Origin of the sequence: Mycetocola sp. (assembly GCF_025464835.1) — a bacterium.
Taxonomy (GTDB): domain Bacteria; phylum Actinomycetota; class Actinomycetes; order Actinomycetales; family Microbacteriaceae; genus Mycetocola_A.
In genome coordinates this window covers 1-26205 of record NZ_JAODMP010000076.1, presented here as the reverse complement: position 1 = coordinate 26205, position 26205 = coordinate 1, and the positions used below count along the sequence as shown (strand labels likewise).

The following is a 26205-nucleotide window of genomic DNA, read 5'->3' as shown; positions in this document are numbered from 1 at the left end:
GGAGACATTCGGGGCAGGCAGGAGCGGCTGGCCGACTCGCTGCAGCAGATCTACGCGAGGCTCGGTGAGCACCAGCGCCTCGTGCTCGAGTACAAGTTCTTCGAACCCGCTTTCTACCACACTGACGTTCCCGATTGGGGCACCTCATATGCCCAGGTAACCGCACTGGGAGAACGCGCCCTCGTCTGCCTCGACACGGGCCACCACGCCCCCGGCACCAACATCGAGTTCATCGTGGCGCAACTGCTCCGCCTCCGAAAGCTCGGCTCCTTCGACTTCAACTCCCGCTTCTACGCCGACGACGACCTCATCGTGGGTGCGGCCGACCCGTTCCAGCTGTTCCGCATCCTGTTCGAGGTCGTGCGCGGCGGCGGTTACGGGCCCGACAGCCCGGTGGCGTTCATGCTCGACCAGTGCCACAACGTCGAGGACAAGATCCCCGGACAGATCCGCAGCGTGCTGAACGTACAGGAGATGACCGCACGCGCGCTGCTCGTCGACCGGCTCGCCCTCACGGCCGCGCAGGACGAGGGAGATGTGCTCGGTGCGAACGCGATCCTGATGGACGCCTTCTACACGGATGTCCGCGCAGACCTGGCAGAGTGGCGGAGGTCCCGCGATCTTCCGGCCGACCCGATGGCCGCATACGCGGCATCCGGGTATCAGAAGAGGATCGCCGAGGAGCGCGTCGGCGGTCAGCAGGCAGGGTGGGGCGCCTGAGCGGGGGCAGGAACGCGTTCTCCACAGCCCCGGACGGCCGACACGTTTGCGGCGTCGAATGTCAGTGGTCGCTGGTGAAATAGAGCCATGAACGAACCACGTAGGCTCCCGGCTCCGGCTCCCTCGGTGCTGCGCGGGGCGCGCGGGCGTGGCGACATTCCGACCCCGGGCACCGGTGGTCACCTGGAGCCATGAATCCTCCGGTGAGCGCCCTCCGCCCGGCATCCGATGTGCCGGTTGACGTGCAGGCGCTCGACGGTGTGCTGGCTCATCTTGGTGGCGTGATCGGCACGCTGGACCTCGACTATCTCAGCCGACGGGACGGTGACACGGTGCTTATCGTCCTGGCGAAGAGCGCCGCCCAGGGGCGCGGGGTGCAGACCGTCTTGGCGGCAGCCAGCGCGGAGGTCGGGGTCCGCTCCGATCCAGCGCGCGGAACTGAAGGGCTTGCCGCCGCCCGGAACGACGCCGACGCTGAAGCCGGAACAATCAGCCCGATTACGGTTTCGAAGGCAACCGGGTGACCGTAGCGTCGCGGCAGACCGCACCGCTGGAGACCCGAACCGCCGGCCAGATCCACGCCGACGTTTTCGCAGCGATGATCCACTCACTCACTCACTCGCCCGCTCCGCCGATGTCCCGCCCGTACCTGACTGGCTGCAGCGGAAGCCGTGCCTCCGGTGACGGGATCACCCAGCCGGCAGAGGGCATCCGCGGCTCTCGCTGTCCGCCACGGTCAGATCCCGCCGTATTTGCGTCGGGTCAGCCCGTTCAGCAGCGACGCGAAGACCAGCACCAGACCGAGCGCGAGCAGCTGCACCTGGACGCCGTCGTTGCCGGGGAATGCGAGCAGGATGCCGGCATTGAGCCAGACGATGAGGACCGTCGCCAGCACCACGCCGGCCACCCGGCCGATACCTCCTGTGATGGCTACTCCACCGAGGACGGCGATGGTGATGGCCGGCAGCGCCATCCCGTTTCCGCTTGTTCCGGCATCCGGGCGCGCCGACGCGAACTGCGCCACGGTGACGATACCGACCAACCCGGAGATCACGCCGGAGAGCACATAGACAAGCAGACGGTTCGGCCGTACGTTGATTCCCGCCCAGACGGCGGCGGTGTCGTTCGTGCCGGCAGCGTAGACCCGGCGACCGAACGTCGTCTTGTTGAGCAGAATCCAGACGACGATGACGACCGGGATGAGGAAAGTGAAGATCCCGAGAGGAATGAGGGGCAGCGAAGCACCGATCACCGGGAGCTCGATCGCTTTGGCCGCAGAGTAGAACGCCTGGATCCCGGCCGAGTTGACGGGTTTCTGGTCGCTCCACACCAGAGCGACGGAGCGGTAAGCATAGAACGTCGCGAGGGTCGCGATGAGGGGCGGGAATCCGACATACGCAACGAGGGCGCCGTTGATACCGCCCAGGATGCCGCCAAGCACCACGGCGAAGAGCATCGCGGTAACAAGATTCCAGCCCCATAATCCGTAGGCCATCCCGAAGGCGATCCCGGTGACGGAGACCATGGAACCGACAGACAGGTCGATTCCTCCCCGCCCGGAGAGGATCACCAGGAGTTGTGCCAGTCCGAGCATGGCGAGCGGCACGGCGTTGATGAGCGAGGCGGCGAGGTAGTCAGAGTTGTATGACCCGCTGAGCGCACCCGCGGAATCGAGGATCGTCATGACGATCAGCAGCACCACGATGAGTACGGCGAGCAGCACGATGCGTTGAGTCAGCAGCGCCTCGAGAGCACGGGAGCCGAGGCTCCTCGTTTCGACGGGTTTCGCGGGCTTCGCGGCGGTCGTCGTGCTCATGCTTTCCTCCTCCGTGCTCGCTCCCGAAGCAGGTCGGTGCCGACAGCGATGATGATGAACAGGCCGACGAAGAGATTCGCCAGTTGCGAGGGCCAGCCGAGTTGGGTGACGCCCGACGTCACCGTCTGCACGAGGATTGCGCCCAGGAGCGTTCCGATCACGGAGCCACGTCCGCCCAGGATGGAGGTTCCGCCGATGACCACGGCTGCGATCACAGCCAGTTCCCGGCCGATTCCGACGCCCTGGTCGAGCGTCGACGTGCCGGCGGCGATCAGGAAGCAGGCCCCGAGACCGACGAGGGTCCCGGTGATGGCGTAAGCAAGGAGCACCCGTGGCTGTACCTTCACGCCGGCCAGCCTGGCGGCGTTGGCGTTGCCTCCGATGGCGAAGAGGTGGCGCCCGCCGGCGGTGTGCCGGAGGTACCACCAGGCAAGGAGCACAACCAGGATCGTGATGGCGAAGCTGTGTGGCACGCCGAACGTGCGCCCGACGTCACCGCGACCGAAGACGTCGAGGGTCGCCGGAATATTGTTCACCGTGGAGGATCCGAAGACGCGCAGCGCGAAGAACTGGAAGATGTTCGCCGTTCCGAACGTGATGATGATCGCGTGGACACGGCCGTAGGCGATCAGTGTGCCGTTGACCAACCCGAGGACCAGGCCGAGCGCCATGCTGGCCGCGACGGCGACGGGGAGAGGCACGGCGTAGTTCACGAGCAGTTTGGCGGTCACCACGGCACACAGCGCGATCGCTCCTCCGACGGACACGTCGATGCCGGCGGTGATGATGATGAACGTCATCCCGACGCCGATCAGCGCGATCGGCGCGACGGAGACGAGCAACGGCTGGATCGACGACGGGCTGAGGAACGACGGTGTGAAGATGCCGAGCAGCACCCAGAGCACGGCGATCACGGCAACCAGAACGAGTTCCTGCCCGGTCACGGGTGGCGGGAGGACCCTCCGGGCGACCGGCTTGACGGCCTCCGACGGTTCTCGGTCGAGAACGGTCATGAGAGGTCCTCCTGGTGTCGTTCGCCGGCTGCGGCCGCAAGGATCTCCACCTGTGTGGCGTCGGGGGTGAATTCGCTGACGATCTCGCCACTGCGAACGACGAGGATGCGATCGGACATTCGCTGCACCTCACCGAGGTCGCTTGTGACAACGAGCACAGCGGTTCCTTCCGACGCGAGGCCGTCGACGATGCGGTGGATCTCCTCCTTGGCGCCGACATCGACCCCCTGCGTCGGCTCAACCAGCACGAGCAGTTCCGGACGGTTCACCAGTTGGCGGGCCAGGACGACTTTCTGCGCGTTCCCGCCGGACATCGCGCTGATCGGCTGCTTTTCGCTCGGCGTCTTCACGGCCAGCCGTCGAATGAATTCCTGGGCGATACTGCGATCCCGGCGTTGCTCGACCCAGCCGCGGAGGCGCGAGAGCAATTGCAGCTCTCCGACGGTGACGTTGAAGGCGATGCTCTGGAACGAGAACGATCCTTGCGCCGAGCGGTTAGCGGGTAGCAGGTGGATGCCGAGCTTTCTCGCCTGGGCCGGTCGCTTGAGCTGAATCACCTCGCCCTTGATACGGATGCTTCCGCCGGTCGGTTTTTTCATCCCGTACACGGCACTGGCGATCTCGCCCGCGCCCGACCCGATCAGACCGTACAGCCCGACGATTTCCCCTGCCAGCACGATCAGGCTGATGTTCTGGAAATGGTTCTCCAGCGAGAGCCGGTCGAGCTCGAGGACGACCTCGCCTTGCGCTCCCGTTGCATCCGATCGCGATTCGGTGAGAACGCCGCCGACCATGAGTTCGGCGATCTCACGGACGCTGAGTTCACCGATCGGCATGGTCGTGATCGTCTCGCCATCGCGCATCACCGTGACCACATCGGCGATCCTGAACAGTTCGTCCAGACGATGCGAGATGTAGATGACCGCGACGCCGGTAGCTGTGAGGCGGCGGATGACGGAGAAAAGCACGTCGATCTCTGAGTCGGTGAGGATCGCGGACGGTTCGTCGAGGATCAGCACCGACGCGTCACCGGCGAGTGCCTTGGCGATCGACACCTGCTGTTGCTGGGCGATCGACAGGGTGCCGACCGCCTCGGTGGAAACGGAGTCTGGCAGCCCGACGGTATCGAGCAATCCGTGCATCGCATCGGCCTGGGCCGCCCAGTCGACCCTGGCGCCCTTTTTCAGTTCCCGACCGACGAAAACGTTCTCCGCCACGCTCAGTTCAGGGAACAGCTGGGGTTCCTGGTAGACCGTCTGGACTCCGAGGGCTATGGCGTCCGTCGTCGACGCGATCGAGACCGTTTCGCCGTTGAACTGAACCGACCCGGCGTCGGCATGCTCGGCCCCGGCCAGGATCTTGATGAGCGTCGACTTGCCCGCCCCGTTCTCGCCGACGAGCGCATGCACCGTGCCGGGGGCGACACTGATATCGGCGTTGCGGATGGCGCGCACACCGCCATAGCTCTTGACGATCCCGGAGAGCGACACGCGAGGGACGGTCGCGACGGCGTCGGCTGCGTACGGCATGGCTTCCTCACTACGAGACGATCGGTGAAACCGGAGGGGTACGGCAAGGCCGTACCCCTCCGGCGGATGTCACGCCCTAGTAGTCGAAGTCGTCGACGTTTTCGGTCGTGATACGAAGGGGCGGGCCGAGCAGCAGCACCTTGTTCTCTGCGTCGTACTCCACCTCCGGGAGATCATCGCTGACCTTGTTCGTCGCCTGGAACTCATTGCCCTCGACGAGCTGGAGCCCTGCCCATGCGGTCAGGTAACCGAGCGCTTCCACATCCCACAGGATGGAAGCGCTCGACGAGCCGTCCTCAAGGTACGGCTTCATGGACTGCGGAGTCCCGAGGCCGACGGTGAAGACCGTGCCGGTTTTACCCGCGTCGGAGACGGCCTGGGCGACACCGGGGGCAGACGACGTACATTCGCCAACGAGTCCGGTGAGGTCAGGGTGCGCATTCATGAGGTCCGTGGCCATCGACGTCGCCGCTGCCTGGTCCTCACCCGCATAGACGATGTCGACGATCTCGGCGTCCGGATACTTCTCAGCGGTATACGCCTTCTGGACATCGATCCAGGCGTTGAGGTTCGCCGCCGTCTCCCCGCACGACACGATCGCATACTTCCCCGAACCGCCCATCGCTTCCAGCAGGGCGTCGGTCAGCCCCTGGCCGATGCCTTCGACGGAGGCCTGGTTGACGAACACTTCGCGTACTGAGTTCGGCGCGTCGGTGTCGCTGGTGCCGACGGCGATGCCGGCATCCGCTGCTTCCTGCAGAAGCGGCGCCATCGAGTCCGGGTCGTTGGGTGCGACGATGAGCGCGTCGACCTTCTGCTGGATGAACGAACGGACGATGTCGGCCTGAGCTGCGGCATCCGCCGTGGTCGGGCCCTGGTAGAGCCACTCGATTCCGAGCTCTTTTGCAGCGGACTGGCCGCCGGCGTTCATCGCCTCGAAGTACGGGATGCCCTGGAGCTTGGGAACGAAAGCGACCGCGACCTGATCGCCGGCGCTGCCGCCGGAGTCACTGTCAGCGGAGGTGTCGTTGGGGTTGCCACGGCTCGTGCACGCTGTGGTGAGGAGGGCTGCAGACAGCGCCAGGGCGCCGACAGCGAGAGCTTTCCTTTTCAACATTGGGTTGCCTCTTTCTGGTGGTCAGCCTGGCATCCGCGCCTGGCCTGGTTGAACGCGACGAAGGTGTCGCTGCGGGGGAGATGCGGCTCGCCGTTTTCATGCGGTCATGCTTTCGTCGTGTCGGCCACCCGGAGCGGAAACCGGTACCGTCACAATGTCGACCCCGGAGCCGTCCCACGCTGAGACGAAGGTCGCATCCGCCTGGTCGTCGGTGTAGAGGGCGGTGATCCGGTCCGGCGCGGCGAACGGGTGAAGCCCGAAGCCCTGGGTCTTCGACGATGTGAAGAGCCCGACGACGCAATCACAGGCCCGGGCGAGCGTCTTCTTGACCTCACACTCTTCGGTGGAGAGTTCGAGCATCCCCAGGGTGCGGGAGACGCTCGAGACGCCGAAGAACCCGGTTTTGATGCGGCCACGGCCTTCGAGCACGTCGGAGAAGGGGCTGACGACCGAGTGGGAGGCCCGGCGCAGCACGCCACCGGGAAGAACGACGGTCGCGTCCGAGTGCTCCATCAGGAGAGTCGCGGCGCGCAGGCTGTTGGTGACGACCATCAGCCCGGAGCGTGAGACGAGTTCTTCGGCCAGATAGTACGTCGTCGTCGAGGAATCGATGGCGATGACATCGCCGTCGCTCACCAACCCGGCCGCCGCGACGGCGATCGCTCGTTTGGTGTGAGCGTGTGAGCGGAGGCGTGTCTCGAAAGCGCCTTCGTCGCGTGGTGCGGCGACTGCTCCTCCGCGTACCCGGCGAAGCAGCGTGCGACGCTCGAGGAGGTCGAGGTCTTTGCGCACGGTCACGGGGGAGACCCCGAATCGACGGGCCAGATCGGCGACGGTGACGCGCCCGGTTGCGTTGAGCTCGTCGAGAATGACTTCTTCTCGGACGAAATCGTAACGACTCACCGGGTTCTCCACTCGCTTCGTGGACGAAAATCTGAGGATTGCTCCGGAAAATGTAAGCCCAAGCGACAGTTCCCGTCAACAAGCGAAACCGAATAGTTTCATTGCACGTGCACTACGGGTGCGGGGCCGGCCTTTCCCCGGCGAACCGGATGGCGCGGTCGGGCGGTACCATTTGGGCGAAGACAGGAGCACGACATGGCAACGACATCGACCGTTGACGCTGAATCTCGTCGAGAGCGCCTGCTCGACATCCTGAGCACCGAGGGGATCATCCGCCTCGACGCCGCCGCCGAACGGCTCGGCGTCTCACCGATGACCGTGCGCAGGGACCTCGCCGACCTCGAGACCGACGGACGGCTCAGACGTGTGCGTGGCGGCGCCGTGCCGTCACTCCGGCCGCGGACTTTCGTGGAGCGTATGTCGACCGGGGCCGATGCGAAGCGTCTGATCGCCGAGAAGGCTCGCACCCTTGTGCCGGCGGCGGGTTCTGCTGCTTTCGACGCGTCCTCCACCGTCGGAACTCTCCTGTCACGCCTGGATGACGCGTCCGACCTCTCGATCGCGACGAATTCGTATGAGAACTTCCAAGTGGCACGCCGACTCGCCGGTGCTCACGCTGTCCTGGTCGGCGGAGAGGCCGAGGAGCGGACGGACAGCTTCGTCGGGCTGCTCGCCTGCCAGGCCGCCGGCTCGCTTCACTATTCGCGGTTCTTCACGTCGGCGGCGGCCGTGGACCCTGCCAGGGGGACGAGTGAGGTCACCCTGGGGGAGACCCAGGTGAAGCTCGCCTTCGTCGAGGCTGCCGATGAGACCGTCCTTCTTGTCGATTCCTCGAAACTCGGTCAGCGCGCGCTTGCGCGGGCTCTTGACTGGGACCGAATTTCCACCATGGTGACCGAACTCGATCCCGGCGACGAGCGGCTGGACCCGTACCGGGACCTTGCCGTTCTGCTGTGAGCGTCTTGACTGGGGCAGAGCAGACTGTTACTTTCTGGAAGAAGTAACACAAACAAACAGGAGGCAGCATGGCCAACGACGCAGCAGCAGCACTTCTCGCGCGCAGTAATCGGCTCGGCTCGGACCCGAAGAACACCAACTACGCCGGTGGGAACACGTCAGCCAAGGGAACCGGACTGGATCCGGCGACCGGAGAAGACGTCGAGCTGCTGTGGGTGAAGGGGTCTGGCGGAGACCTCGGCACCCTCACCGCCGATGGCCTCGCCGTGCTGCGCCTCGACCGAATGCGCGGGCTCACCAAGGTGTACCCGGGTGTCGACCGTGAAGATGAGATGGTCGCCGCTTTCGACTACACCCTCCACGGCAAGGGCGGAGCAGCGCCCTCGATCGACACCGCCATGCACGGCCTGGTCGACGCCGCCCACGTCGACCACCTTCACCCTGACTCCGGCATAGCCCTCGCGACGGCCTCGGACGGTGAGGAGCTCACGAGGACGATTTTCGGGAACAAGGTGGCCTGGGTTCCCTGGCGCCGCCCGGGCTTCCAGCTCGGCCTCGACATCGCCGACATCAAGGCGGGGAATCCGGATGCCGTGGGCTGCATCCTCGGCGGACATGGGATCACCGCGTGGGGAGACACCAGCGATGAGTGCGAGCGGAATTCACTCTGGATCATCGACACCGCCGCTGAATACATCGCCGCGAACTCACGCCCCGAACCGTTCGGCCCGCCGCTGGACGGCTTCGGCGCACTTCCGGAAGAGGAGCGCCGTGCCCGGGCAGCCGCTCTCGCACCGGCGATCCGCGGGCTCGTGTCGACCGACAGGCCGCAGGTCGGGCACTTCACCGACGACGATGTAGTCCTCGACTTCCTGGCGAGCGCCGAGCACCCGCGGCTCGCCGCTCTCGGCACGAGCTGCCCTGACCACTTCTTGCGCACCAAGGTGAAGCCGCTTCTCGTCGACCTGCCGGCATCCGCTTCGGTGGAAGAGACGATCGAGCGCCTGCACACGCTCCATGCGGAGTACCGCGCCGATTACTCGGCCTATTACAACCGGCACGCCACGGCCGATTCGCCGCCGATCCGGGGCGCGGACCCGCTCATCGTGCTCGTGCCCGGTGTCGGCATGTTCAGCTACGGCGCGAGCAAACAGACCGCACGTGTCGCCGGCGAGTTCTACCTCAACGCGATTCACGTGATGCGTGGCGCTGAGGGCCTCTCCACCTATGCGCCGATCGACGAGGCGGAGAAGTTCCGCATCGAGTATTGGGCGCTGGAGGAGGCCAAGCTGCAGCGTCTGCCGAAGCCGAAACCGCTCGCGGGCCGCATCGCGCTGGTGACCGGTGCGGCATCCGGAATCGGCAAGGCCATCGCGACCCGCCTCGCCGCTGAGGGCGCGTGCGTCGTCATCGCCGATCTTGCGCTCGAGAAGGCCCAGGAAGCCGCTGCCGAAATCGGGAACACGGATGTCGCCATCGGCGTCGCCGCCGACGTCTCCCGTCAACAGGCTGTACAGGCCGCCGTCGACGCCGCGGTGCTCGCGTTCGGTGGGCTCGACCTCGTCGTGAACAACGCCGGGCTGTCGCTGTCGAAATCACTGCTCGAGACCACCGAAGAGGACTGGGATCTGCAGCACAACGTCATGGCGAAGGGCTCCTTCCTCGTGTCGAAGGCTGCCGCTCGTGTTCTCATCGAGCAGAAGCTCGGTGGCGACATCATCTACATCTCCTCGAAGAACTCGGTGTTCGCCGGACCCAACAACATCGCATACTCAGCCACCAAAGCGGACCAGGCGCATCAGGTGCGGCTGCTCGCCGCGGAACTCGGCGTGTACGGCGTTCGGGTCAACGGCATCAACCCTGACGGTGTCGTCCGAGGCTCAGGCATCTTTGCCTCAGGCTGGGGCGCCAACCGCGCCAAGACCTATGGAATCGAAGAGGAAGACCTCGGCAAGTTCTACGCCGATCGCACCATCCTCAAGCGCGAGGTGGTGCCCGAGAACGTCGCCAACGCCGTGTTCGTTCTCTGCACGAGTGACCTGTCGCACACGACGGGCCTCCACATCCCCGTGGACGCGGGCGTCGCTGCTGCCTTCCTTCGATGAACACTCCTGCCGAGAGCATCCGTTCTGGACAGAACCACCCGGCGTGCCGGATGAACCCGGCCGGAACGGATGAGTTCGTACGAGGACCGGCTCGATGAGCACGAACAGCGGCGCACGCGGCGTCGTCGCCGCCGTGGACCTCGGTGCGACGAGCGGGCGGGTCATGCTCGGCCATGTCGGGCCTGACCTGCTGCGGCTCGAACAGGTGCACCGGTTCCCGAACGGCCCTGTCGAACGGGAGGACGGGTTGCGCTGGGACGTGACGGGGCTGTTCCGCTCGGTCCTCGACGGGCTGCGAGCCGCGGCGCCTGCGGCACCGCTCAGCATCGGCGTCGACTCATGGGCGGTCGACTACGCCCTGCTCGCCGACGGCCGGATGTTGCACGAGCCGTTCCATTACCGTGACAGCCGCACCGAGCGGGGCGTCGACGTTGTGCACCGGGTCGTCCCGTTCGCTCAGCTGTATCCGCAGAACGGGCTGCAGTTCCTGCCGTTCAACACGCTGTACCAGCTCGCCGCCGATGGCCCCCGCCTGTCTGGCGCCGAATCGGCGTTGCTGATCCCTGACCTGTTCGCCCATTGGCTGAGCGGCGCGCGCGTGGCGGAGGTCACGAATGCTTCGACGACCGGCCTGCTCTCGGTCGGCGGAGGGTGGAACGACGACCTCATCGCGCGGCTGGGGTTCCCGCGCAAGATCTTCCCTCCGCTGGTCGAGCCCGGGGCTCCGCTCGGAACCCTGCTGCCGCCGATCGCCGCGCAGACCGGCCTGTCGACGCACACGCGAGTGACCGCTGTCGGCTCGCACGACACGGCATCCGCTGTGGTGGCAGTGCCTCTGACCGGCCCGAACGCCGCATGGATCTCCTGTGGCACCTGGGGCCTGGTCGGCCTCGAACTGGAACGTCCGGTCCTCACCGAGGCCAGCCGCACGGCGAACTTCACGAACGAGGGCGGGGTGGACGGGCGCATCAGGTTCCTGCACAACGTCATGGGACTCTGGCTGCTCAGTGAGTCGGTCCGCAGCTGGGAGCTCCAGTCAGGCGACACGATCGACCTGCAGCGACTTCTGGCCCAGTCGGCAGCGATACGGGAGCCGATGCCGATCTTCGACGTCGAAGATCCCTGCTTCCTCGCACCCGGCGACCTGCCCGCTCGAATCGCCGATGTGCTCACCGAGCAGGGCAAACCCGTTCCCCGGTCGAAGCCGGAACTCGTGCGCAGCATCCTGGAGAGCCTCGCGGATGCTTTCGCGCGCGCCGTGCACACGGCATCCCGGCTCGCGAACACCCCGGTCGACCTCATCCACATCGTCGGCGGCGGGTCGCTCAACGCCCTGCTTTGTCAGCTGACCGCAGACCGCTCAGGTCTCCCGGTTCTGGCAGGACCGGTGGAGGCGACGGCGATCGGGAACGTTCTCGTGCAGGCTCGGGCGGCAGGGTTGCTGTCGGGTGACCTGGAGGTCCTCCGCGCGCTTGTCGCCCACTCCTTCCCGCCGGTCCGATATGAGCCGCGATCGCGCTGAAAACGGCGGCGAGCCCTCGTCACGACCCGGACACTCCGCCTTCCGGGTCGTCCGGGTCGTACAGGTGCCTCGCGTCCACCCATAATTCGACACCGAAGCCTTCACGACGCAGGTCCACCCGCTTGCCGGTGAGCGTTGCCGACCGGTCGACCAGGGGGCTCAGTGCGTCATCCGCGGAGGGTGCGTACACCGGGACCGTCGAACCGTTTGGCAGCTCCACCTCATAAACGAGTCCGGGTCGGTTCCCCGGCCCTGCCCCGCCGCCACGGCGGCGCAGGACACCACGGACGGTTGCTTCCGGTTCCGGCCGCTCGGAGTACCACGGGCTAGAACCGGGCATGGGCCGCCCAGTACACCGACGGTCGGATGAAGGGAATCCGATACCCCCGGATCCGCAATTTCCAGGTGCCGGCCTCCACCCGTTCGGTGACGGATGCGCGTTCGAACACACTGGGGATGGAGATGCTCAACGCCCGCGTCACCCCTCCAGGGTCGATCAGGTACAGGTCAACGTCACTGTGCCAGTCCAGCTCGAAGCCGAAGATACGGATGCCGCCCTCCGGCCACCACAGCGCCGCATCCAGCGTGCGGGCACCCCGGCCGATGGGCAACGGGATGTCGATGTTCTGCTGTGTTCCCACGCTGACCTTGCCCCACCACGCGATCCCGTTCGTCGGCAGTCGCAGGTGGCCGGCGCCGCTGGCGTTGTCGAACGGGTACGGATCCTGCCCGGAGAGGATCAGTTGGGCGTAGACCTGCCCTGGGTCGATGCTGCCGGTCGGACGCCGAAGCCAGTTGCGCAACAGTGCGGCGGCGCCGGCGGCGTACGGGGTCGCGCCGCTGGTGCCTGTGAAGACCCGGCGGGCTGAGTCCGAGGCATTGCTTGCGGTTTCGGTGTTCGTCGGTGCCTGGATGTCGGGTTTGAACCGGTTGTCCGCTGCCGGTCCTCGGCTCTGGCTGGCAACCTGATCACCGGATGCCACATCAAAATTCCCTACGCCGATCACCTTGTGGGCGATGGCCGGAACGTTGACCGTGCTCGCTCCTGGCCCGTTGTTCCCGTTCGCTGCGATGACGACCGCCCCGGCGTCGAAGGCGTTGTCAGCGGCCAGCGAGATGGCATCCGTCGCCCCGCCTGAACCCTGCATCTCTGCCACGATGACCCGATCCAGCACGCGCACGGCGTTCTCGAAGGCCCGCACGGAGGCGGTTGTGCTCAAGAATCCGGTGCATGCCCCGCTCGAGTCGGTCGTCGACGGGTACACCTTCCAGCTGTCGAGGGTGATCGCCGTGACACCGCGGAATGCGTTGCCCTGGCGCGAGTTCGCGGTGATGATGGCTGCGCTGGACGTTCCGTGGTTCCAGCAGTCGTCGTTGGGGTTGAGGTCGTTGCCTGTGTTGCAATCTGCCCCGCCGTTGACGCAGTCGCGCATGAAGTCGATGTGCGATGGGCTGTTGAACAGCACATGCGAGCGGCGGATTCCTGTGTCGAGGAGTCCGATCCAGCCGGAGGTCAGGCCGAGGTCGAAGTACGGGTCGGTGTCGATCGCGGCTCTTGCATCCACGACATCGTCCTGCGGTGGCGCATCCTCGGACTCCTCCGGCTGCAGATACAGGACCTCTTCGTCCTCGGCGAGCTCAGGCACCGCCTTCAGCGGCAGGTCGACGCTGACCGCCCGGATCAGCCAGAAGGTCTCACGGATTTTGGCGTCATGTCGGCCCAGCCGCCGGGTGAGCCGCCGATAGTCTGCTGCCCGCGCTCGCTCGATCTGGCTGGCGAGGGCATCCGCACGCTCCATTCTGCGAGCGTTGTCCGCGTGCTCTCGCGGCTCGTCCACATCAGGTTCAGGAAATCTCGGCATGACAAGGTCGTCCCGGAAAGACACGACCACGACGGCTCTGTCTTGCGGACGTTGGTCGACCCAGCGTTGGAGCAGCGGATGAATCTTCTGCCGCGGGTCGCGGGGATCGGGAGGCTCGATCAACTCCTCGTCGGTCCTTTTGTCCTCGCTGGGTGCTTCGCTGACCGCGTCCTCCGGCAACGCCGTCGCCGAATAACGCCCCACCTCCCCGTTCTCGATGGTTGCCGTGTGGATGACGTTGGGCTCATCCGCGCGACCGGTGAGTTTCGCCGAGAATCCTTCGTAGTTTGCGGTCATGACCGTGCTCCTGTCCACCGTCCCCGCTACGTGCGGCCGACGACACAGCGTAGGTCCCGTTGTGTTATTGCCCTGTTACTGGTCGCCGCCGGGTGGATTCGTACCGGGCGCTCGGGGCGCCTTCTCGCCCGCCACCGGCTCCAGCCCGATGGTCGTTCCCGCGGCTTTCGGGCCGGCCACCGAGCCGACGAGCCGGCGCCGAACCGCCCATACTTGCCCTGATAGGCAGCGTCGATGTCCGGATGGGCGGATGTGGCGGTTTCGGCGAACACGACGTCCTTCTCGTTCCCACCGGCACGGATCCGTCCTCTGCCGCTGGCTGTGGCCCGGACGAACCACGGGTTGTCCTGGCCGTACGCCGATCGCACATAGCTGTTCTCTCGCACCCGCACGACCCAGACGGTCACGAAAGGGCGCAGCGTCCCGTCCTTGCGCACCGACGCGACCTTGAGTTCCTCGGAGGTGCCGATGCGGGACAACTTGTCATCGGTCCAGGACGCCGACGTCATGCCCGCACGGTTACAACTTGGTTTCGCGGTCGAAGTGGCTACCGGCAGTTGGGTTAGTCTCGGTATACCGTCAGCGTTGACGTTGCGAGATTAAGGAACAGACAATGCTCAGAAAATCCCTAGTTGGACCCCTGGCACTGGCGGCAGCTGCCGCTTTGCTGCTCTCCGGGTGTGTGAACAACGAAGAGGCTCCCGCCACTGGTGGCGGAGGAGGCGCCGGTATCTCCGTCGACGAGGCAAGCGTTGCGCTGCTTCCCGACGACATCAAGGAGGCCGGCAAGCTCGTCATCGGTACGGATGCCAACTACCCGCCCAATGAGTACAAGGATCCCAACGGCAAGGTGATCGGCTGGGAGATCGACCTGATCGACGCGATGGCCGCCAAGCTTGGGCTTGAGACCGAGTACAAGGCATCGCAGTTCGACAACATCATCCCCTCGATCGTCGGCAACAAGCTCGACTTCGGCCTCTCCTCCTTCACCGACACGGTGGAACGTGAAGAGAAGGTCGACTTCATCAACTACTACACGGCAGGCGTCCAATGGGCGTCGACCAAGGGTACCGACGTCGACCCGAACAACGCCTGCGGGCTCAAGGTCGCCGTCCAGTCCACCACCTTCCAGGACACCGAAGAGGTGCCGGCCAAGTCCGATGCCTGTGTGGCTGCAGGTAAGGAACCGATCGAGAAACTGCAGTTCGAGGCCCAGGATGCCGCCGCGAACGCGGTTGCACTCGGCCAGGCCGACGCGTTCAGCGCGGACTCCCCGGTGACGCTCTACGCCATCGCCCAGAACGACGACAAGCTGCAGGCCGCTGGCGAGACCTTCGACGAGGCGCCGTACGGCCTCCCGATCGCCAAGGACAGCGAACTCACCGAAGCCATCGTGTCAGCGCTCGAAGCCCTGATCGCAGACGGCACCTACACCGAGATCCTCGACGAGTGGGGTGTCGCAAACGGAGGCCTCGAGGAGATCACGATCAACGCAGCCTCGAAGGGCTAATCATGCCTGCCGACATGCAGAACCCACCGGCGCAGCGGGAAACCGCTGCGCCGGTGGGTTCCGCCCCCATCAAGGCCATCAAGCTGCGTCATCCGTGGCGCATCGTCATCGCAGTCATCCTCGTCGCAGCGCTCGCGCTGTTCGTCTGGGATGCCGCCAACCGGCCCGCCTACGATTGGCCGGAGTACGCGAAGTACATCTTCGACCGCCGGATCGCTGCAGCAGCGTGGGTGACCATTCAGCTCACTGTCTATTCGATGATCATCGCGATCTTGCTCGGCCTGCTCCTCGCGGTCATGCGCCTTTCGCCGAACCCCGTTGTGAAAAGCGTCGCCTGGCTCTACCTCTGGATTTTCCGCGGGACCCCGGTCTACGTGCAGCTCGTGTTCTGGGGCCTGATCTCGGTGATCTACAACACCATCGACATCGGCGTGCCTGGCCTCCAGCCGCTCGCGTCGTGGGAGACCAGCGAACTGCTCAACACGTTCACGCTCGCGGTGATCGGACTCGCCCTCAACGAAGCGGCGTACATGGCGGAGATCGTGCGCGCGGGCATCCTTTCGGTCGACAAGGGCCAGGAGGAGGCAGCCACAGCTCTCGGAATGAGCTGGCCGCAGACCATGCGCCGGATCATCGTTCCGCAGTCGATGCGGATCATCATCCCGCCCACCGGCAACGAGGTCATCTCGATGCTCAAGACGACGTCGCTCGTCGTCGCGGTGCCGTTCAGTCTCGACCTGTATACCCGGTCGCGTGATATCTCTGCGGTGAACTTCAACGTCGTCGCCATGCTGCTCGTTGCGTCGAGCTGGTACCTGCTGTTCACCTCGATTCTGATGGTCGGCCAGTACTTCCTCGAGAAGCGGTTCTCGCGCGGTATCGGTGCGATGCGCCTCGACAAGAACGCCCCGATCGACGAGTCGGCGGGCACCGGTGCGAACACCGGAGCTGTGACGACAACACCACAGACATCCAGCGACGAGGGAGGCAGGATATGACCGAGTCCCCGATGGTACGCGCGGAGACCGTCTGCAAGAACTTCGGCAGCAACCAGGTGCTCAAGGGCATCACACTGGAGGTTGCGCGCGGCGAGGTGATGTGCCTCGTCGGGCCCAGCGGGTCGGGCAAGTCGACGTTCCTGCGCTGTATCAACCACCTGGAGCGGGTCGATGCCGGCCGCCTGTTCGTCGACGACCAGCTCGTCGGTTACGAACAGCGCGGCGGCAAACTGTACGAGCTCAAACCGAAGGTCGCCGCGCGTCAGCGGCGCGACATCGGTATGGTCTTCCAGCGGTTCAACCTGTTTCCGCACATGACCGCGCTCGAGAACGTCGTCGAGGCGCCGATTCAGGTGCGGGGGCTCGGCAAGGCCGCGGCGGTGGCGAAGGGGAAGGAACTCCTTGATCGCGTGGGGCTCTCCGGCCACATGGATCATTACCCTGCCCACTTGTCCGGCGGGCAGCAGCAGCGGGTTGCCATTGCCCGCGCGCTGGCCATGGAACCCAAACTGATGCTCTTCGACGAGCCGACGAGCGCGCTCGACCCGGAACTCGTGGGTGAGGTGCTCGACGTGATGAAAGAGCTCGCGAGTACGGGAATGACGATGATCGTGGTCACCCACGAGATGGGCTTCGCTCGCGAGGTCGCTGATTCGCTCGTCTTCATGGACGGCGGCGTCGTCGTCGAGTCGGGCGACCCGCGCGAGGTGCTGGCGAACCCTCAGCACCAGCGCACGCAGTCGTTCCTGTCGAAGGTGCTCTAGCCCGCGAGCACCTTGCGGATCCGCTGGAGTGAGACGGTCTCCGCGGCGCCGATGTTCTGGGCGAACAGGCTCAAGCGGAGTTCCTCGAGCATCCAGCGCGCCTTGACGACGTGCGGGGGAGCGAACGGGTCGAGGGGAATGGTGCCGCCGGCCGCCTCGAACAGGGCGGCCGCGGCCTGGATCTCGTTCATCCAGACCCGGTCGCGGTTCGGGTTGTCCGGCAGCTTCTCGGCGCGATGGGAGATCCCGGCCAGGTACCTCGGGACGGATGCCAGGCGTGCGGTCCCGGTTGCCGAGACGAACCCCGGGAAGACAAGGCCGCCGAGCTGGGCGGTGGCGTCGGAGAGGGCGGGGAGCAGCGACAGGCTGGTCGCCCGCTTCAACGCCTTCTCTGCCGTCCGCGTCGCAGCGAGGATCTTGGCGACGAGCGACACCGTATCGAACATGGTGTTCATCATCGCGCCGGAGACCCGGTCCCGAACCGTCTCGAACTCGAGCTTCATGAACAGGCATCCGTCTGCTGACACGCGGAAGAGCACGTCGTCGACGCAGGCGACGAGACAGTCATCGAACAGTGCCTGCGTCGACGGATACGGGCTCGTGGCGAGCAGGAGTTTCTCGGCCGACGTGAGGTGCTGCTGCACGTAGGTCACGGGCGAGGGAACCGAGAGGAGCAACAACCGGCGCACGCCGCCGGGCATCGCGCGTCGCTGGTCCGCCTCGGTTGCCATGATCCGGATCGACACCGACGTTCGCTCGTCGACGAGCGCCGGATATCCGCGGATCGTGTTGCCCGCGTGACGGGTGTCGACATACCGGGGGAGTTCGTCGAAGTCCCAGCGGGTGATGCCCGATCGTTCGAGCGCGTTGGGGGTCGCCTCGGCGACCTTCGCGACGCTCTCGCGGGTGCGGGAGGCGAGGCGGTGCTGCAGGTCGACGAGGTCTTTTCCTGAGGCGACCTGCCGGCCCTTCTCATCAACGACCCGGAACGTGACCTGAAGGTGACCGGGGATGCGGGAGAGATCGAAGTCGGATGCTTCGATCGGCATATACGAGAGGCGCTTGATCGCAATCGCGAGATGCGCGGCGAGGGTGCCGGAGTTGGTGGCCTGCGGTGCCGGCTGTGGTGGGGCATCCGGCAGCTCGGCCATGAGCCGTCGCGCCCAGTCGGCGGCCGGAACGATGTTGCGTCTGATCGCCTTCGGCAGGGACTTGATCATCGCCGTGACGAGGTCCTGGCGCAGCCCAGGCACCTGCCAGTCGAATCCGGCCGGGGAGAGTCGGGGGAGAAGCGGCAGCGGCACCTGGACGGTGACGCCGTCATCTTCAGCGCCCGGCTCGAACCGGTACCGCAGGCTGAGTTTCTGGTCTCCTTGCCGCCACACCGGAGGGAACTGGGCTTCGTCGACCTCAGGCGCGTCTTCCGGCAGGAGATCCTCCTGGCGCATGGTCAGCAGGTCAGGAGTGGAGGTGCGTGCCTCACGCCACCACCCCTCGAAGCTTCTCGTGGAAAAGACGTCGGCGGGGATCCGGGAGTTGTAGAAGTCGAACACGGCTTCGTCGTCGAAGAGGATGTCGCGGCGTCGGGTGCGTTCTTCGAGCTCGGCCAGTTCCTTGCGCAGTTTTCGGTTCGCGCGGTCGAAAGCCTGCGGGGAGTCCCATTCGCCTTCGACGAGGGCGTGCCGGATGAACAGTTCGCGGCTCAGCTCCGGGTCGATCCGGGAATACTGGACGCGGCGTCTTGGCACGATGGCCAGCCCATACAGCATCACCTTCTCCCACGCGACGACGGCACCCTGCTGCTTCTCCCAGTGCGGCTCGGAGAAGCTGCGTTTGACGAGGTCCCCCGCGATCTGCTCCGCCCAGGCCGGGTCGATCGCCGCGTTGGTTCGCGCGAACAGGCGTGAGGTTTCGACCAACTCGGCCGCCATCAGGGCATTCGGCTGCTTCTTCGCGAGGGCGGACCCGGGGAAGATCACGAACCGGGTCTGCCTCGCCCCGATGTAGTCACCCTTCTTCGGCGGGCCAGGGCGGCCGGCCGGCTTGCCGCGTGCCGTGTTCGCGGCAGCAGCAGCCGCATCCTTCAGCCCGATGTGTGAGAGCAGACCGGCGAGAAGCGACTTGTGTATGCCGTCGGGGTTGATCGCCCGGTCGCTGAGCGTGAGCCCGAGCGGTTTCGACAACTGGCGCAGCTGGCGCACGACGTCCTGCCATTCACGGACGCGCAGATAGTTGAGGTATTCGTTTTTGCACAGCCGGCGGAAAGCGCTGGAACCGAGCTCCTTCTGTTTGTCCTCGAGGTAGTTCCACAGGTTGAGCAGCGACAGGAAATCGCTCGTCGGGTCGGTGAACCTTGCGTGCTGTTCATCCGCCTGCGCCCGACGTTCGAGCGGCCGCTCCCTCGGATCCTGGATGGTGAGGGCGGCGACGATGGCCATCACTTCGCGGGAGACCCCGTGCCGTTTGGACTCGACCACCATCCGGGCGAACCGGGGATCGATGGGCAGCCGCGACAGGTCACGGCCCACCCGAGTCAACGCCGGGGTCTTGCCCTCAGGTGTGCTGATGGCGCCGAGTTCCCGAAGCAGATCGATGCCGTCCTTGATACCGCGGGAGTCCGGCGGCTGCAGGAACGGGAACGCCTGGATATCGCCGAGGCCGAGAGACACCATCTGCAGGATCACCGCGGCGAGGTTCGTGCGGAGGATCTCCGGTTCGGTGTACTCCGGGCGGGCGGTGAAGTCCTGCTCGGAGTAGAGGCGGATGGCGATCCCGTCGCTCGTGCGGCCCGATCGGCCGGAGCGCTGGTTGGCTGAGGCCTGGGAGATCGCCTCGATCGGAAGCCGCTGAATCTTCGAGCGGACGCTGTAACGGGAGATCCTCGCCGTCCCTGCGTCGATGACGTACTTGATCCCAGGCACCGTGAGGCTCGTCTCGGCCACGTTGGTGGCCAGCACGATACGGCGGCGCACCCCGGCGACGGAACTCGGCTGGAAGACGCGATGCTGCTCCGCCGAAGTCAGGCGGCCGTAGAGCGGAAGCACCTCGGTGACACCCGCGCCGCCGGAGGCGTACCGGGCGCGGAGGGCGTCTGCCGTGTCGCGGATCTCGGTCTCACCGCTGAGGAAGACGAGCACGTCCCCCATCGATTCGGTGGCGAGCTCGTCGAGCGCCGCGGTGATGCCGTCGATCGGGTCGAGATCCGGTTGGGACTCGGCTGCCTCATCCGGGTCCTCGTCCTCGGCCGGGGCATCCGCGACGAGCGGCCGGTACCGGATCTCCACCGGAAATGTTCGCCCGGACACCTCCACGATCGGCGCGTCGTCGAAGTGGCGGGAAAAACTCTGCGGGTCAATGGTCGCCGAGGTGATGATGACCTTGAGGTCCGGCCGTTTCGGCAGCAGCTGTTTGAGGTAACCGAGCAGGAAGTCGATGTTGAGGCTGCGTTCGTGTGCCTCGTCGATGATGATCGTGTCGTAGGCCCGCAGCATCCTGTCGCGGTGGATGGCGTTGAGCAGGATGCCGTCGGTCATCAGCTTGACCCTGGTGTCTTTGCTCGCCTGGTCGGTGAAGCGCACCTGATAGCCGACGAGCCCACCGAGTTCGGTGCCGAGCTCCTCGGCGATGCGTTCGGCGATGGTGCGGGCGGCTAGACGGCGCGGCTGCGTGTGGCCGATCGACTCCCGGCCGAGCTCGAGACAGATCTTCGGCAGCTGGGTCGTCTTGCCTGAACCGGTGGCGCCTGCCACGATAACGACCTGATGATCGCGGATGACCTCGGCGATCTTGTCCCGCATCTGGCTGACCGGCAGCTCGGGGGGATAGGAGATCGTAAAAGACATAGCCCTCCATCGTAGGACACGCCGCCGCGAGTTGCCCGGTTCGCGGGTTGCTGATCCGCGCGACCGGCGACGCCAGGCACCTCGCCCAATCACGACGGCGCAGCCGATTGCGCTGACGGCGAAGCGCCGCCGGTGAAGTTGGTCGCACCTTCGCGGGGTGGTTAGCTTGAGCAATGACGACATCCTGGACCGGTCCTGTAGTCCCGCTCAACTCAGGAGCAACGATCCCTCAGGTGGGCTTCGGCGTGTTCAAGGTCGACCCGGCCGAGACGGAACACATCGTGTCCGACGCCCTCGAACTCGGCTACCGCCACATCGACACGGCAGCCATCTACGGCAACGAGGAGGGCGTCGGCCGCGCGATCGCCGCGAGCGGCATCCCCCGTGAAGACCTGTACATCACCACCAAACTGTGGAACTCGGACCAGGGCACGACGTCGGCGCACGACGCGATCGACGCGAGCCTCGAGAAGCTCGGGCTTGACTTCGTCGACCTGTACCTCATCCACTGGCCCACCCCGCGGCGTGACCTGTACCGGGAGAGCTGGAAGGCACTCCAGCAGATCCAGGCCGACGGCAAGACCACCTCGATCGGGGTGTCGAATTTCCTCGTCGAGCACCTCGAAAAGCTCCTCGCCGACGGCGGAGCCGTTCCGGCCGTGAACCAGATCGAACTGCACCCGGCGCTCCAGCAGCGTGAGGTCGTCGAGTTCTCCCGCAGCCACGGCATCCAGATCGAAGCCTGGGGTCCGCTCGGACAGGGCAAATACCCGCTCTTCGTCGAGCCGAGCGTCACCGGCGCTGCCGCCGCCCACGGCAAGACACCCGCCCAGGTTGTGCTGCGCTGGCACCTGCAGAACAACAACATCGTCTTCCCGAAGTCGAACAGTCGCGCGCGGGTCGCCGAGAACCTCGACATCTTCGACTTCGAGTTGACCGATGGCGAGATCGCCGCGATCTCGTCGCTCGAGCGCGACGGCCGCGTCGGCTCGCACCCCAACGACCTCAACTAAGCACCGAACGCAGGATCCTTCTCATGGCATTGCCCGACAGTTTCGACTCAAGCACCGACACCTTCGCCGCCGACTGGGCGAGCTGGCATGAAGCACGCGAGCGAGGAACCGGATCGCCGCTCGGCCTCGCATCCCTCGTCGCCACCCACTGGCTTGCCGGCGCACCATCCGAGTACGACGGTGTTCCAGGCACGTGGCATGCGGCACCGGAGGGAATCGTCGGCACCGGAGGGGAACTGCACGGGCTCACGCTCCTGCAGGACGGTCGGCCGATCGGAGCGATTCCTGGATCCACGGTCACCCTGACCGCTGGCCAGGACATCGAGTGGGGCGAGAAGCGACTCCGTTACTTCGAACGCGACGGAGCGCTGGCGCTCCGTCTGCTCGACCCAGACGCACAGACGCGAGCGGTGCTTCAGGGCATCGACGCCTTTCCTCCCACCGAGGAATTCGTCCTCCTCGGCCGGTTCCGCCCGGCCGGCCAGGACACGAGTGTCGAATTCACCACCATCGACGGTCACCACTCGGAAGACACCCCTGCCGGGTTCGTCGACCTCGACCTCCCGGACGGGCCTGCATCGTTGACGGTCACCCTCGAGCGTGGTCGCCTGCACGCGGTGTTCGCCGACGGCACAAGCGGTACAGAGAGCTACAGGTTCCGCTTCCTCGACCTCGCCCTGCCGGCCGAGGACGGCACCGTGGTTGCGGACTTCAACCGGGCATACCTGCCGCCATGCGCGTTCAGCGACTTCTACGTCTGCCCGCTGCCCCCGGCGGGCAACGGGCTCGGCTTTCCGATCCGCGCCGGGGAGAAGAACGTCCTCCTGGCGCACTGACGAGCGTTACGTCGTGTTTCGCCTCATTCGCGGCCACCGACGCGACGGGCGTAGCGTCGCAGCATGGTCGAGAACACAACAAACCGCCCTCTCAGGGTCGTCGCGGTCAGCGGCAGCCTCCACGCGCCGTCCAAGACAAGCGTGCTCGTGTCGGCGATCCTCGACGAGATCGCCGAACACCAGGCGATCTCGCGCCACCTCATCGAATTGAGCGACATCGGGCCGGAATTCGCCGGCGCTCTCACCCGCGAGCAGGTGGCCCCGTCGGTCGAAGAGGAACTGCGGCGCATCGAGGAGGCCGACCTTCTCGTCGTCGCGAGCCCCGTCTACCGGGGATCCTTCACTGGGCTCTTCAAACACCTCTTCGACTTCGTCGGACAGTACGCCCTCATCGACAAGCCGGTACTGCTCGCGGCGACCGGCGGCGGGGAGCGCCACGCCCTCATGCTCGAGCACCAGTTCCGCCCGCTGTTCGGTTTCTTCCAGGCGCTCACCCTGCCGATCGGCGTCTACGCCTCCAACACCGACTTCACCGAGTACACCCTGACGTCGGACGCCGTGAAGTCGCGCGTCCAGCTCGCCGTCCTCCGTGGCCTTCCGTTCGTGCACAACCGGGACCGCGACCGGGATGATGTTTCCGCGTACGTGGGGGCTTGGTAGCGGCCGAATCCGGTGCCTAGGCTTGATCCATGGTCAACCGCCTCTCCACCGCGATCAGTCCTTACCTTCGGGCGCACTCCGACAACCCTGTCGATTGGCGTGAGTGGGGGCAGGATGCCTTCGACGAGGCATCCGCCCGCGACGTGCCGGTCTTCGTGTCGATCGGCTACTCCACCTGCCACTGGTGCCACGTCATGGCCCGGGAATCCTTCAGCGACGCAGAGATCGCGGGAATCCTCAACGACAACTTCGTGAGCATCAAGGTCGACCGGGAGGAGTACCCGGGCGTGGACGCCAGCTATATGGCCCAGGCCGGGGCTTTCACCGGGCAGCTCGGCTGGCCGTTGAGCATCTTCGCGACGCCACAGGGCATCGCTTTCCACGCGGGCACGTACTTCCCCCCGGTGCCCATCTCGGGGTACCCGTCATTCCGTCAGCTGCTGGAGGCGGTGCTGGACGCATGGGCGAACCGGCGTGCAGAGGTGCTCGAGAACGCCGCAGCACTCGGCAGGGCCATCGCCGCTGCTCCGGCTCCCTCCGGCGGAACGCTGCCAGGACTGGCGGAGATCGACGCGGCAGTGAACCGTCTCGCCGCCGTCGAAGACCTCCAGTACGGCGGATTCGGCGGCGCCCCCAAGTTTCCCGTTGCGCCGGTCCTCGGTTTCCTCCTCGAGTCGGGGACAGGCGCAGAGCTCGGTGCCCGCACCCTCGAGCGGATGGCTGCGTCGCCGCTCCGCGACCCGGTGGAGGGCGGCTTCTTCCGGTACGCGACGAAGCGCGACTGGAGCGACCCTCACTACGAGCGGATGCTGTACGACAACGCTCTCCTGCTCGACGCGTATGCGCAGGCGTGGGCGGATGACGAGCGCCGTGTCTGGGCGTCAGCCGCGGCATCGGGCGTCGCCGATTTCCTCACCGGGGTCCTGCAGCTCCCGTCCGGCGGGTACGCGAGCGCGCAGGATTCCGAATCGGTGATCGACGGCGAGCGGTCGGAGGGCGGCTACTACGCGCGCGACGCCGAGGGCCGCTCTGTGCTGGAACCGCCGAAACTGGACGAGAAGGTGCTGGCCGGCTGGAACGGCCTCGCCATCGCTGCCCTGGCCAGAGCCTCCGTTCTCTTCGACCGCGACGACTGGCTCGAGTCTGCCAGGTGGGCAGCGGACTACCTCCTCGAGAATCACCGCGGCGCCGACGGGCGGCTGATCCGGGCATCGGTCGCCGAGCGTCGATCGGCAGCCCGGGCGACCCTCGAGGACTACGGGATGCTCGCGGGAGGGCTGCTCGCGCTGGCCGCGGCAACGGGCGAACCCGCGTACGCGACGGCGGCGCGCTCCCTTCTCGACGACACCCTCGCCGCCGGCGAATCCGCCGGCTCGATCTTCGCCGAGCCAGGAGGCGGAGACCCGGTGCTCGCGGCCTCAGGCACAACGCTCGCCGGCGACCCATCCGAAGGGGCATACCCGTCAGGGCTCAGCGCGAGCGCCGACGCCGCGTGGAGGCTGTATCTGCTCACGGGGGAGGGGCGCTACCGTGACGCGGCGGCGGCTGTCCTCGGTGTCGTGTCCGAACTCGCGCTCGCCAACCCGCTGTCGTTCGGCACCTCGCTCAGCCTGCTCCACCGGATGGCGAGGACCCCGGTACAGCTTGTGGTCGTCAGCCCGGACTCCGCGGGGCGGACCGCCGGGCTGCCGGCGAGCATCCGGGCGCGCCGCACGGATGTGACGGCGCTGGTCACCGAACAGCAGGCGCGTGAGCTCGCTGCGGCCGGGTTCGAGCTCTTCGAGGGACGCATCCCGAGGAACGGGAGACGGGCCGCCTACCTCTGTGAGAACTTCACCTGCCGGCTGCCTGCCGAAGTGTGAGCCGCAGACCGAACCGCTGACCCTTGGGTTCGCCGACGAGCGCGCAGCGGCGTTCCGGCCGCGAGAACACGTTCGACCTCGCCGTGGTCGGCCCACTCTGCCGGCTGGGGCACCGCCAGGATCGAACCCGGCTCAGGCGACGCCGGCCCGGTGTCGACGTCGCGGCCTTCGGTGAGCCAGGTCGAGAGGCCGCCTTCCAGCACGGCAACGGACTCGAAACCGTAACTGCGGAACAGCCACCAGACGCGGGTCGCCCATGTTCCGCCTGCGCTGTCGTAGGCGACCACCGCGCTCGATTCGCGGACCCCGACGGATGCGGCGGCCCGTTCGAACGCCCGCTCGTCCGGCCTCGTGAACGGATGCCCGCCACCCGCACTGAAAGCGTGAAGCAGGTCCGCGAAGACCGCCCCAGGGAGGTGACCGTCCAGCAGATACCTGTCGTGGCCGGAGATCCACGCAGGCGCCCCTGACGCCAGGGGCACGACGAGGACGGTTGCGTCCAGAAGAACGAGGTCGTCAGACCCGAGGTGGTCTGCGAGCCACTGCGTCGAGACCGTCGGGCCGCTGAGAACGGGAGGCATGATTCCACGGTATGGCAGCCGTACCGGATCGTGCCTGACCACCGTCACACACGGTCACGTGCGCTCCTGGACGACGCCGGGGGTCAGCACTCGACGACGTTGACAGCGAGGCCGCCTTCGCTCGTCTCCTTGTACTTCGTCGACATGTCGACGCCGCTCTGGCGCATCGTCTCCGATGCATGGCACCTGCACCAGACCGCCGATCGGGTTTGGTGTTCCATCGCGATCTCCGCCGCGTTCTCCACACGGCTGATGTGCCCTCTGAGCGATCGCAGAGTGCAGGAACCAGCGAAAAACC

The 26205-nt window shown here is 66.2% G+C and carries 21 protein-coding genes and 2 pseudogenes; 12 read left to right on the top strand and 11 right to left on the bottom strand.

The features are described from left to right. Together JWP90_RS09795 and JWP90_RS09790 are read left to right on the top strand one after the other, a co-directional pair. A pseudogene (locus JWP90_RS09795) lies at positions 1-720 on the top strand (rhamnose isomerase); the annotation flags it as partial. Between the two features lie 191 nt (positions 721-911). Continuing rightward, on the top strand, positions 912-1244 hold the full coding sequence (locus JWP90_RS09790) for a hypothetical protein (protein WP_297363208.1): 333 nt from the start codon (positions 912-914) through the stop codon (positions 1242-1244). 212 nt (positions 1245-1456) lie between these two features. Here the strand turns inward: JWP90_RS09790 and JWP90_RS09785 are convergent, their stop codons facing one another. The 5 genes from JWP90_RS09785 to JWP90_RS09765 all read right to left on the bottom strand — a co-directional run bounded on the left by JWP90_RS09785 (position 1457) and on the right by JWP90_RS09765 (position 7098). Beyond that, complete coding sequence (locus JWP90_RS09785; protein ID WP_297363206.1) at positions 1457-2536, bottom strand: ABC transporter permease; 1080 nt, start codon at positions 2534-2536, stop codon at positions 1457-1459. After that, positions 2533-3549, bottom strand: a complete 1017-nt coding sequence (locus JWP90_RS09780; protein WP_297363203.1) for an ABC transporter permease — start codon at positions 3547-3549, stop codon at positions 2533-2535. The genes JWP90_RS09785 and JWP90_RS09780 overlap by 4 nt, the downstream gene beginning before the upstream one ends. After that, positions 3546-5078 carry a sugar ABC transporter ATP-binding protein gene (locus JWP90_RS09775; protein WP_297363200.1) on the bottom strand — a complete coding sequence of 511 codons (1533 nt, stop codon included), beginning with the start codon at positions 5076-5078 and terminating at the stop codon, positions 3546-3548. Before JWP90_RS09775 ends, JWP90_RS09780 begins: the two co-directional genes overlap by 4 nt. Positions 5079-5154: 76 nt before the next feature. Then, entirely contained in the window at positions 5155-6195 is a 1041-nt protein-coding gene (locus JWP90_RS09770; RefSeq protein WP_297363197.1) for an autoinducer 2 ABC transporter substrate-binding protein, read from the bottom strand. A gap of 96 nt (positions 6196-6291) precedes the next feature. Beyond that, positions 6292-7098, bottom strand: a complete 807-nt coding sequence (locus tag JWP90_RS09765) for a DeoR/GlpR family DNA-binding transcription regulator (protein WP_297363194.1) — start codon at positions 7096-7098, stop codon at positions 6292-6294. 195 nt (positions 7099-7293) lie between these two features. On the opposite strand from JWP90_RS09765, the gene JWP90_RS09760 reads away from it, so the two are divergent. The 3 genes from JWP90_RS09760 (at position 7294) to JWP90_RS09750 (ending at position 11682) form a co-directional block, all read left to right on the top strand. Continuing rightward, complete coding sequence (locus JWP90_RS09760) at positions 7294-8055, top strand: DeoR/GlpR family DNA-binding transcription regulator (protein ID WP_297363191.1); 762 nt, start codon at positions 7294-7296, stop codon at positions 8053-8055. A gap of 68 nt (positions 8056-8123) precedes the next feature. Next, positions 8124-10160 (top strand): bifunctional aldolase/short-chain dehydrogenase, encoded by a 2037-nt coding sequence (locus JWP90_RS09755; RefSeq protein ID WP_297363188.1) that lies wholly within the window; start codon positions 8124-8126, stop codon positions 10158-10160. A gap of 94 nt (positions 10161-10254) precedes the next feature. Then, entirely contained in the window at positions 10255-11682 is a 1428-nt protein-coding gene (locus tag JWP90_RS09750; protein WP_297363185.1) for a rhamnulokinase family protein, read from the top strand. 19 nt (positions 11683-11701) lie between these two features. Here the strand turns inward: JWP90_RS09750 and JWP90_RS09745 are convergent, their stop codons facing one another. From JWP90_RS09745 to JWP90_RS09735, 3 genes are all read right to left on the bottom strand, one after another. Beyond that, a complete protein-coding gene (locus JWP90_RS09745; RefSeq protein WP_297363182.1) occupies positions 11702-11872 on the bottom strand; it encodes a hypothetical protein in 171 nt (56 codons plus the stop codon). Positions 11873-12008: 136 nt separating this feature from the next. Beyond that, positions 12009-13841 (bottom strand): S8 family serine peptidase, encoded by a 1833-nt coding sequence (locus tag JWP90_RS09740; protein ID WP_297363180.1) that lies wholly within the window; start codon positions 13839-13841, stop codon positions 12009-12011. A gap of 26 nt (positions 13842-13867) precedes the next feature. Beyond that, positions 13868-14350 (bottom strand): DUF2255 family protein, encoded by a 483-nt coding sequence (locus JWP90_RS09735; RefSeq protein WP_297363177.1) that lies wholly within the window; start codon positions 14348-14350, stop codon positions 13868-13870. Positions 14351-14454: 104 nt separating this feature from the next. On the opposite strand from JWP90_RS09735, the gene JWP90_RS09730 reads away from it, so the two are divergent. Genes JWP90_RS09730 through JWP90_RS09720 form a run of 3 tightly spaced genes read left to right on the top strand, consistent with a single transcriptional unit; the run spans position 14455 to position 17113 of the window. Further along, a complete protein-coding gene (locus tag JWP90_RS09730; protein ID WP_297363176.1) occupies positions 14455-15351 on the top strand; it encodes an ABC transporter substrate-binding protein in 897 nt (298 codons plus the stop codon). A gap of 2 nt (positions 15352-15353) precedes the next feature. After that, a complete protein-coding gene (locus JWP90_RS09725; protein WP_297363174.1) occupies positions 15354-16349 on the top strand; it encodes an amino acid ABC transporter permease in 996 nt (331 codons plus the stop codon). After that, complete coding sequence (locus tag JWP90_RS09720) at positions 16346-17113, top strand: amino acid ABC transporter ATP-binding protein (protein ID WP_297363171.1); 768 nt, start codon at positions 16346-16348, stop codon at positions 17111-17113. The genes JWP90_RS09725 and JWP90_RS09720 overlap by 4 nt, the downstream gene beginning before the upstream one ends. On the opposite strand, the gene hrpA is transcribed toward JWP90_RS09720, so the two are convergent. Then, positions 17110-21138 carry an ATP-dependent RNA helicase HrpA gene (gene hrpA / locus JWP90_RS09715; RefSeq protein ID WP_297363169.1) on the bottom strand — a complete coding sequence of 1343 codons (4029 nt, stop codon included), beginning with the start codon at positions 21136-21138 and terminating at the stop codon, positions 17110-17112. The two genes, JWP90_RS09720 and hrpA, sit on opposite strands and share 4 nt — an antisense overlap. Here hrpA and JWP90_RS09710 point away from each other — a divergent pair. The 4 genes from JWP90_RS09710 (at position 21129) to JWP90_RS09695 (ending at position 25326) form a co-directional block, all read left to right on the top strand. Continuing rightward, positions 21129-21968 carry an aldo/keto reductase gene (locus JWP90_RS09710; protein ID WP_297363167.1) on the top strand — a complete coding sequence of 280 codons (840 nt, stop codon included), beginning with the start codon at positions 21129-21131 and terminating at the stop codon, positions 21966-21968. The genes hrpA and JWP90_RS09710 overlap by 10 nt on opposite strands. Before the next feature lie 23 nt (positions 21969-21991). Continuing rightward, the gene (locus tag JWP90_RS09705; RefSeq protein ID WP_297363164.1) at positions 21992-22804 is read left to right on the top strand and encodes a DUF1684 domain-containing protein; all 813 of its coding nucleotides are present in this window, start codon (positions 21992-21994) and stop codon (positions 22802-22804) included. A gap of 63 nt (positions 22805-22867) precedes the next feature. Next, entirely contained in the window at positions 22868-23464 is a 597-nt protein-coding gene (gene msuE, locus JWP90_RS09700; protein ID WP_297363161.1) for an FMN reductase, read from the top strand. Positions 23465-23493: 29 nt separating this feature from the next. Next, a complete protein-coding gene (locus tag JWP90_RS09695; RefSeq protein ID WP_297363158.1) occupies positions 23494-25326 on the top strand; it encodes a thioredoxin domain-containing protein in 1833 nt (610 codons plus the stop codon). Here JWP90_RS09695 and JWP90_RS09690 read toward each other — a convergent pair. Further along, positions 25281-25907, bottom strand: coding sequence for a rhodanese-like domain-containing protein (locus JWP90_RS09690; RefSeq protein WP_297363154.1), 627 nt, complete (start codon positions 25905-25907; stop codon positions 25281-25283). The two genes, JWP90_RS09695 and JWP90_RS09690, sit on opposite strands and share 46 nt — an antisense overlap. Before the next feature lie 83 nt (positions 25908-25990). Continuing rightward, positions 25991-26205, bottom strand: a pseudogene (locus JWP90_RS09685) (L-serine ammonia-lyase, iron-sulfur-dependent, subunit alpha); the annotation flags it as partial.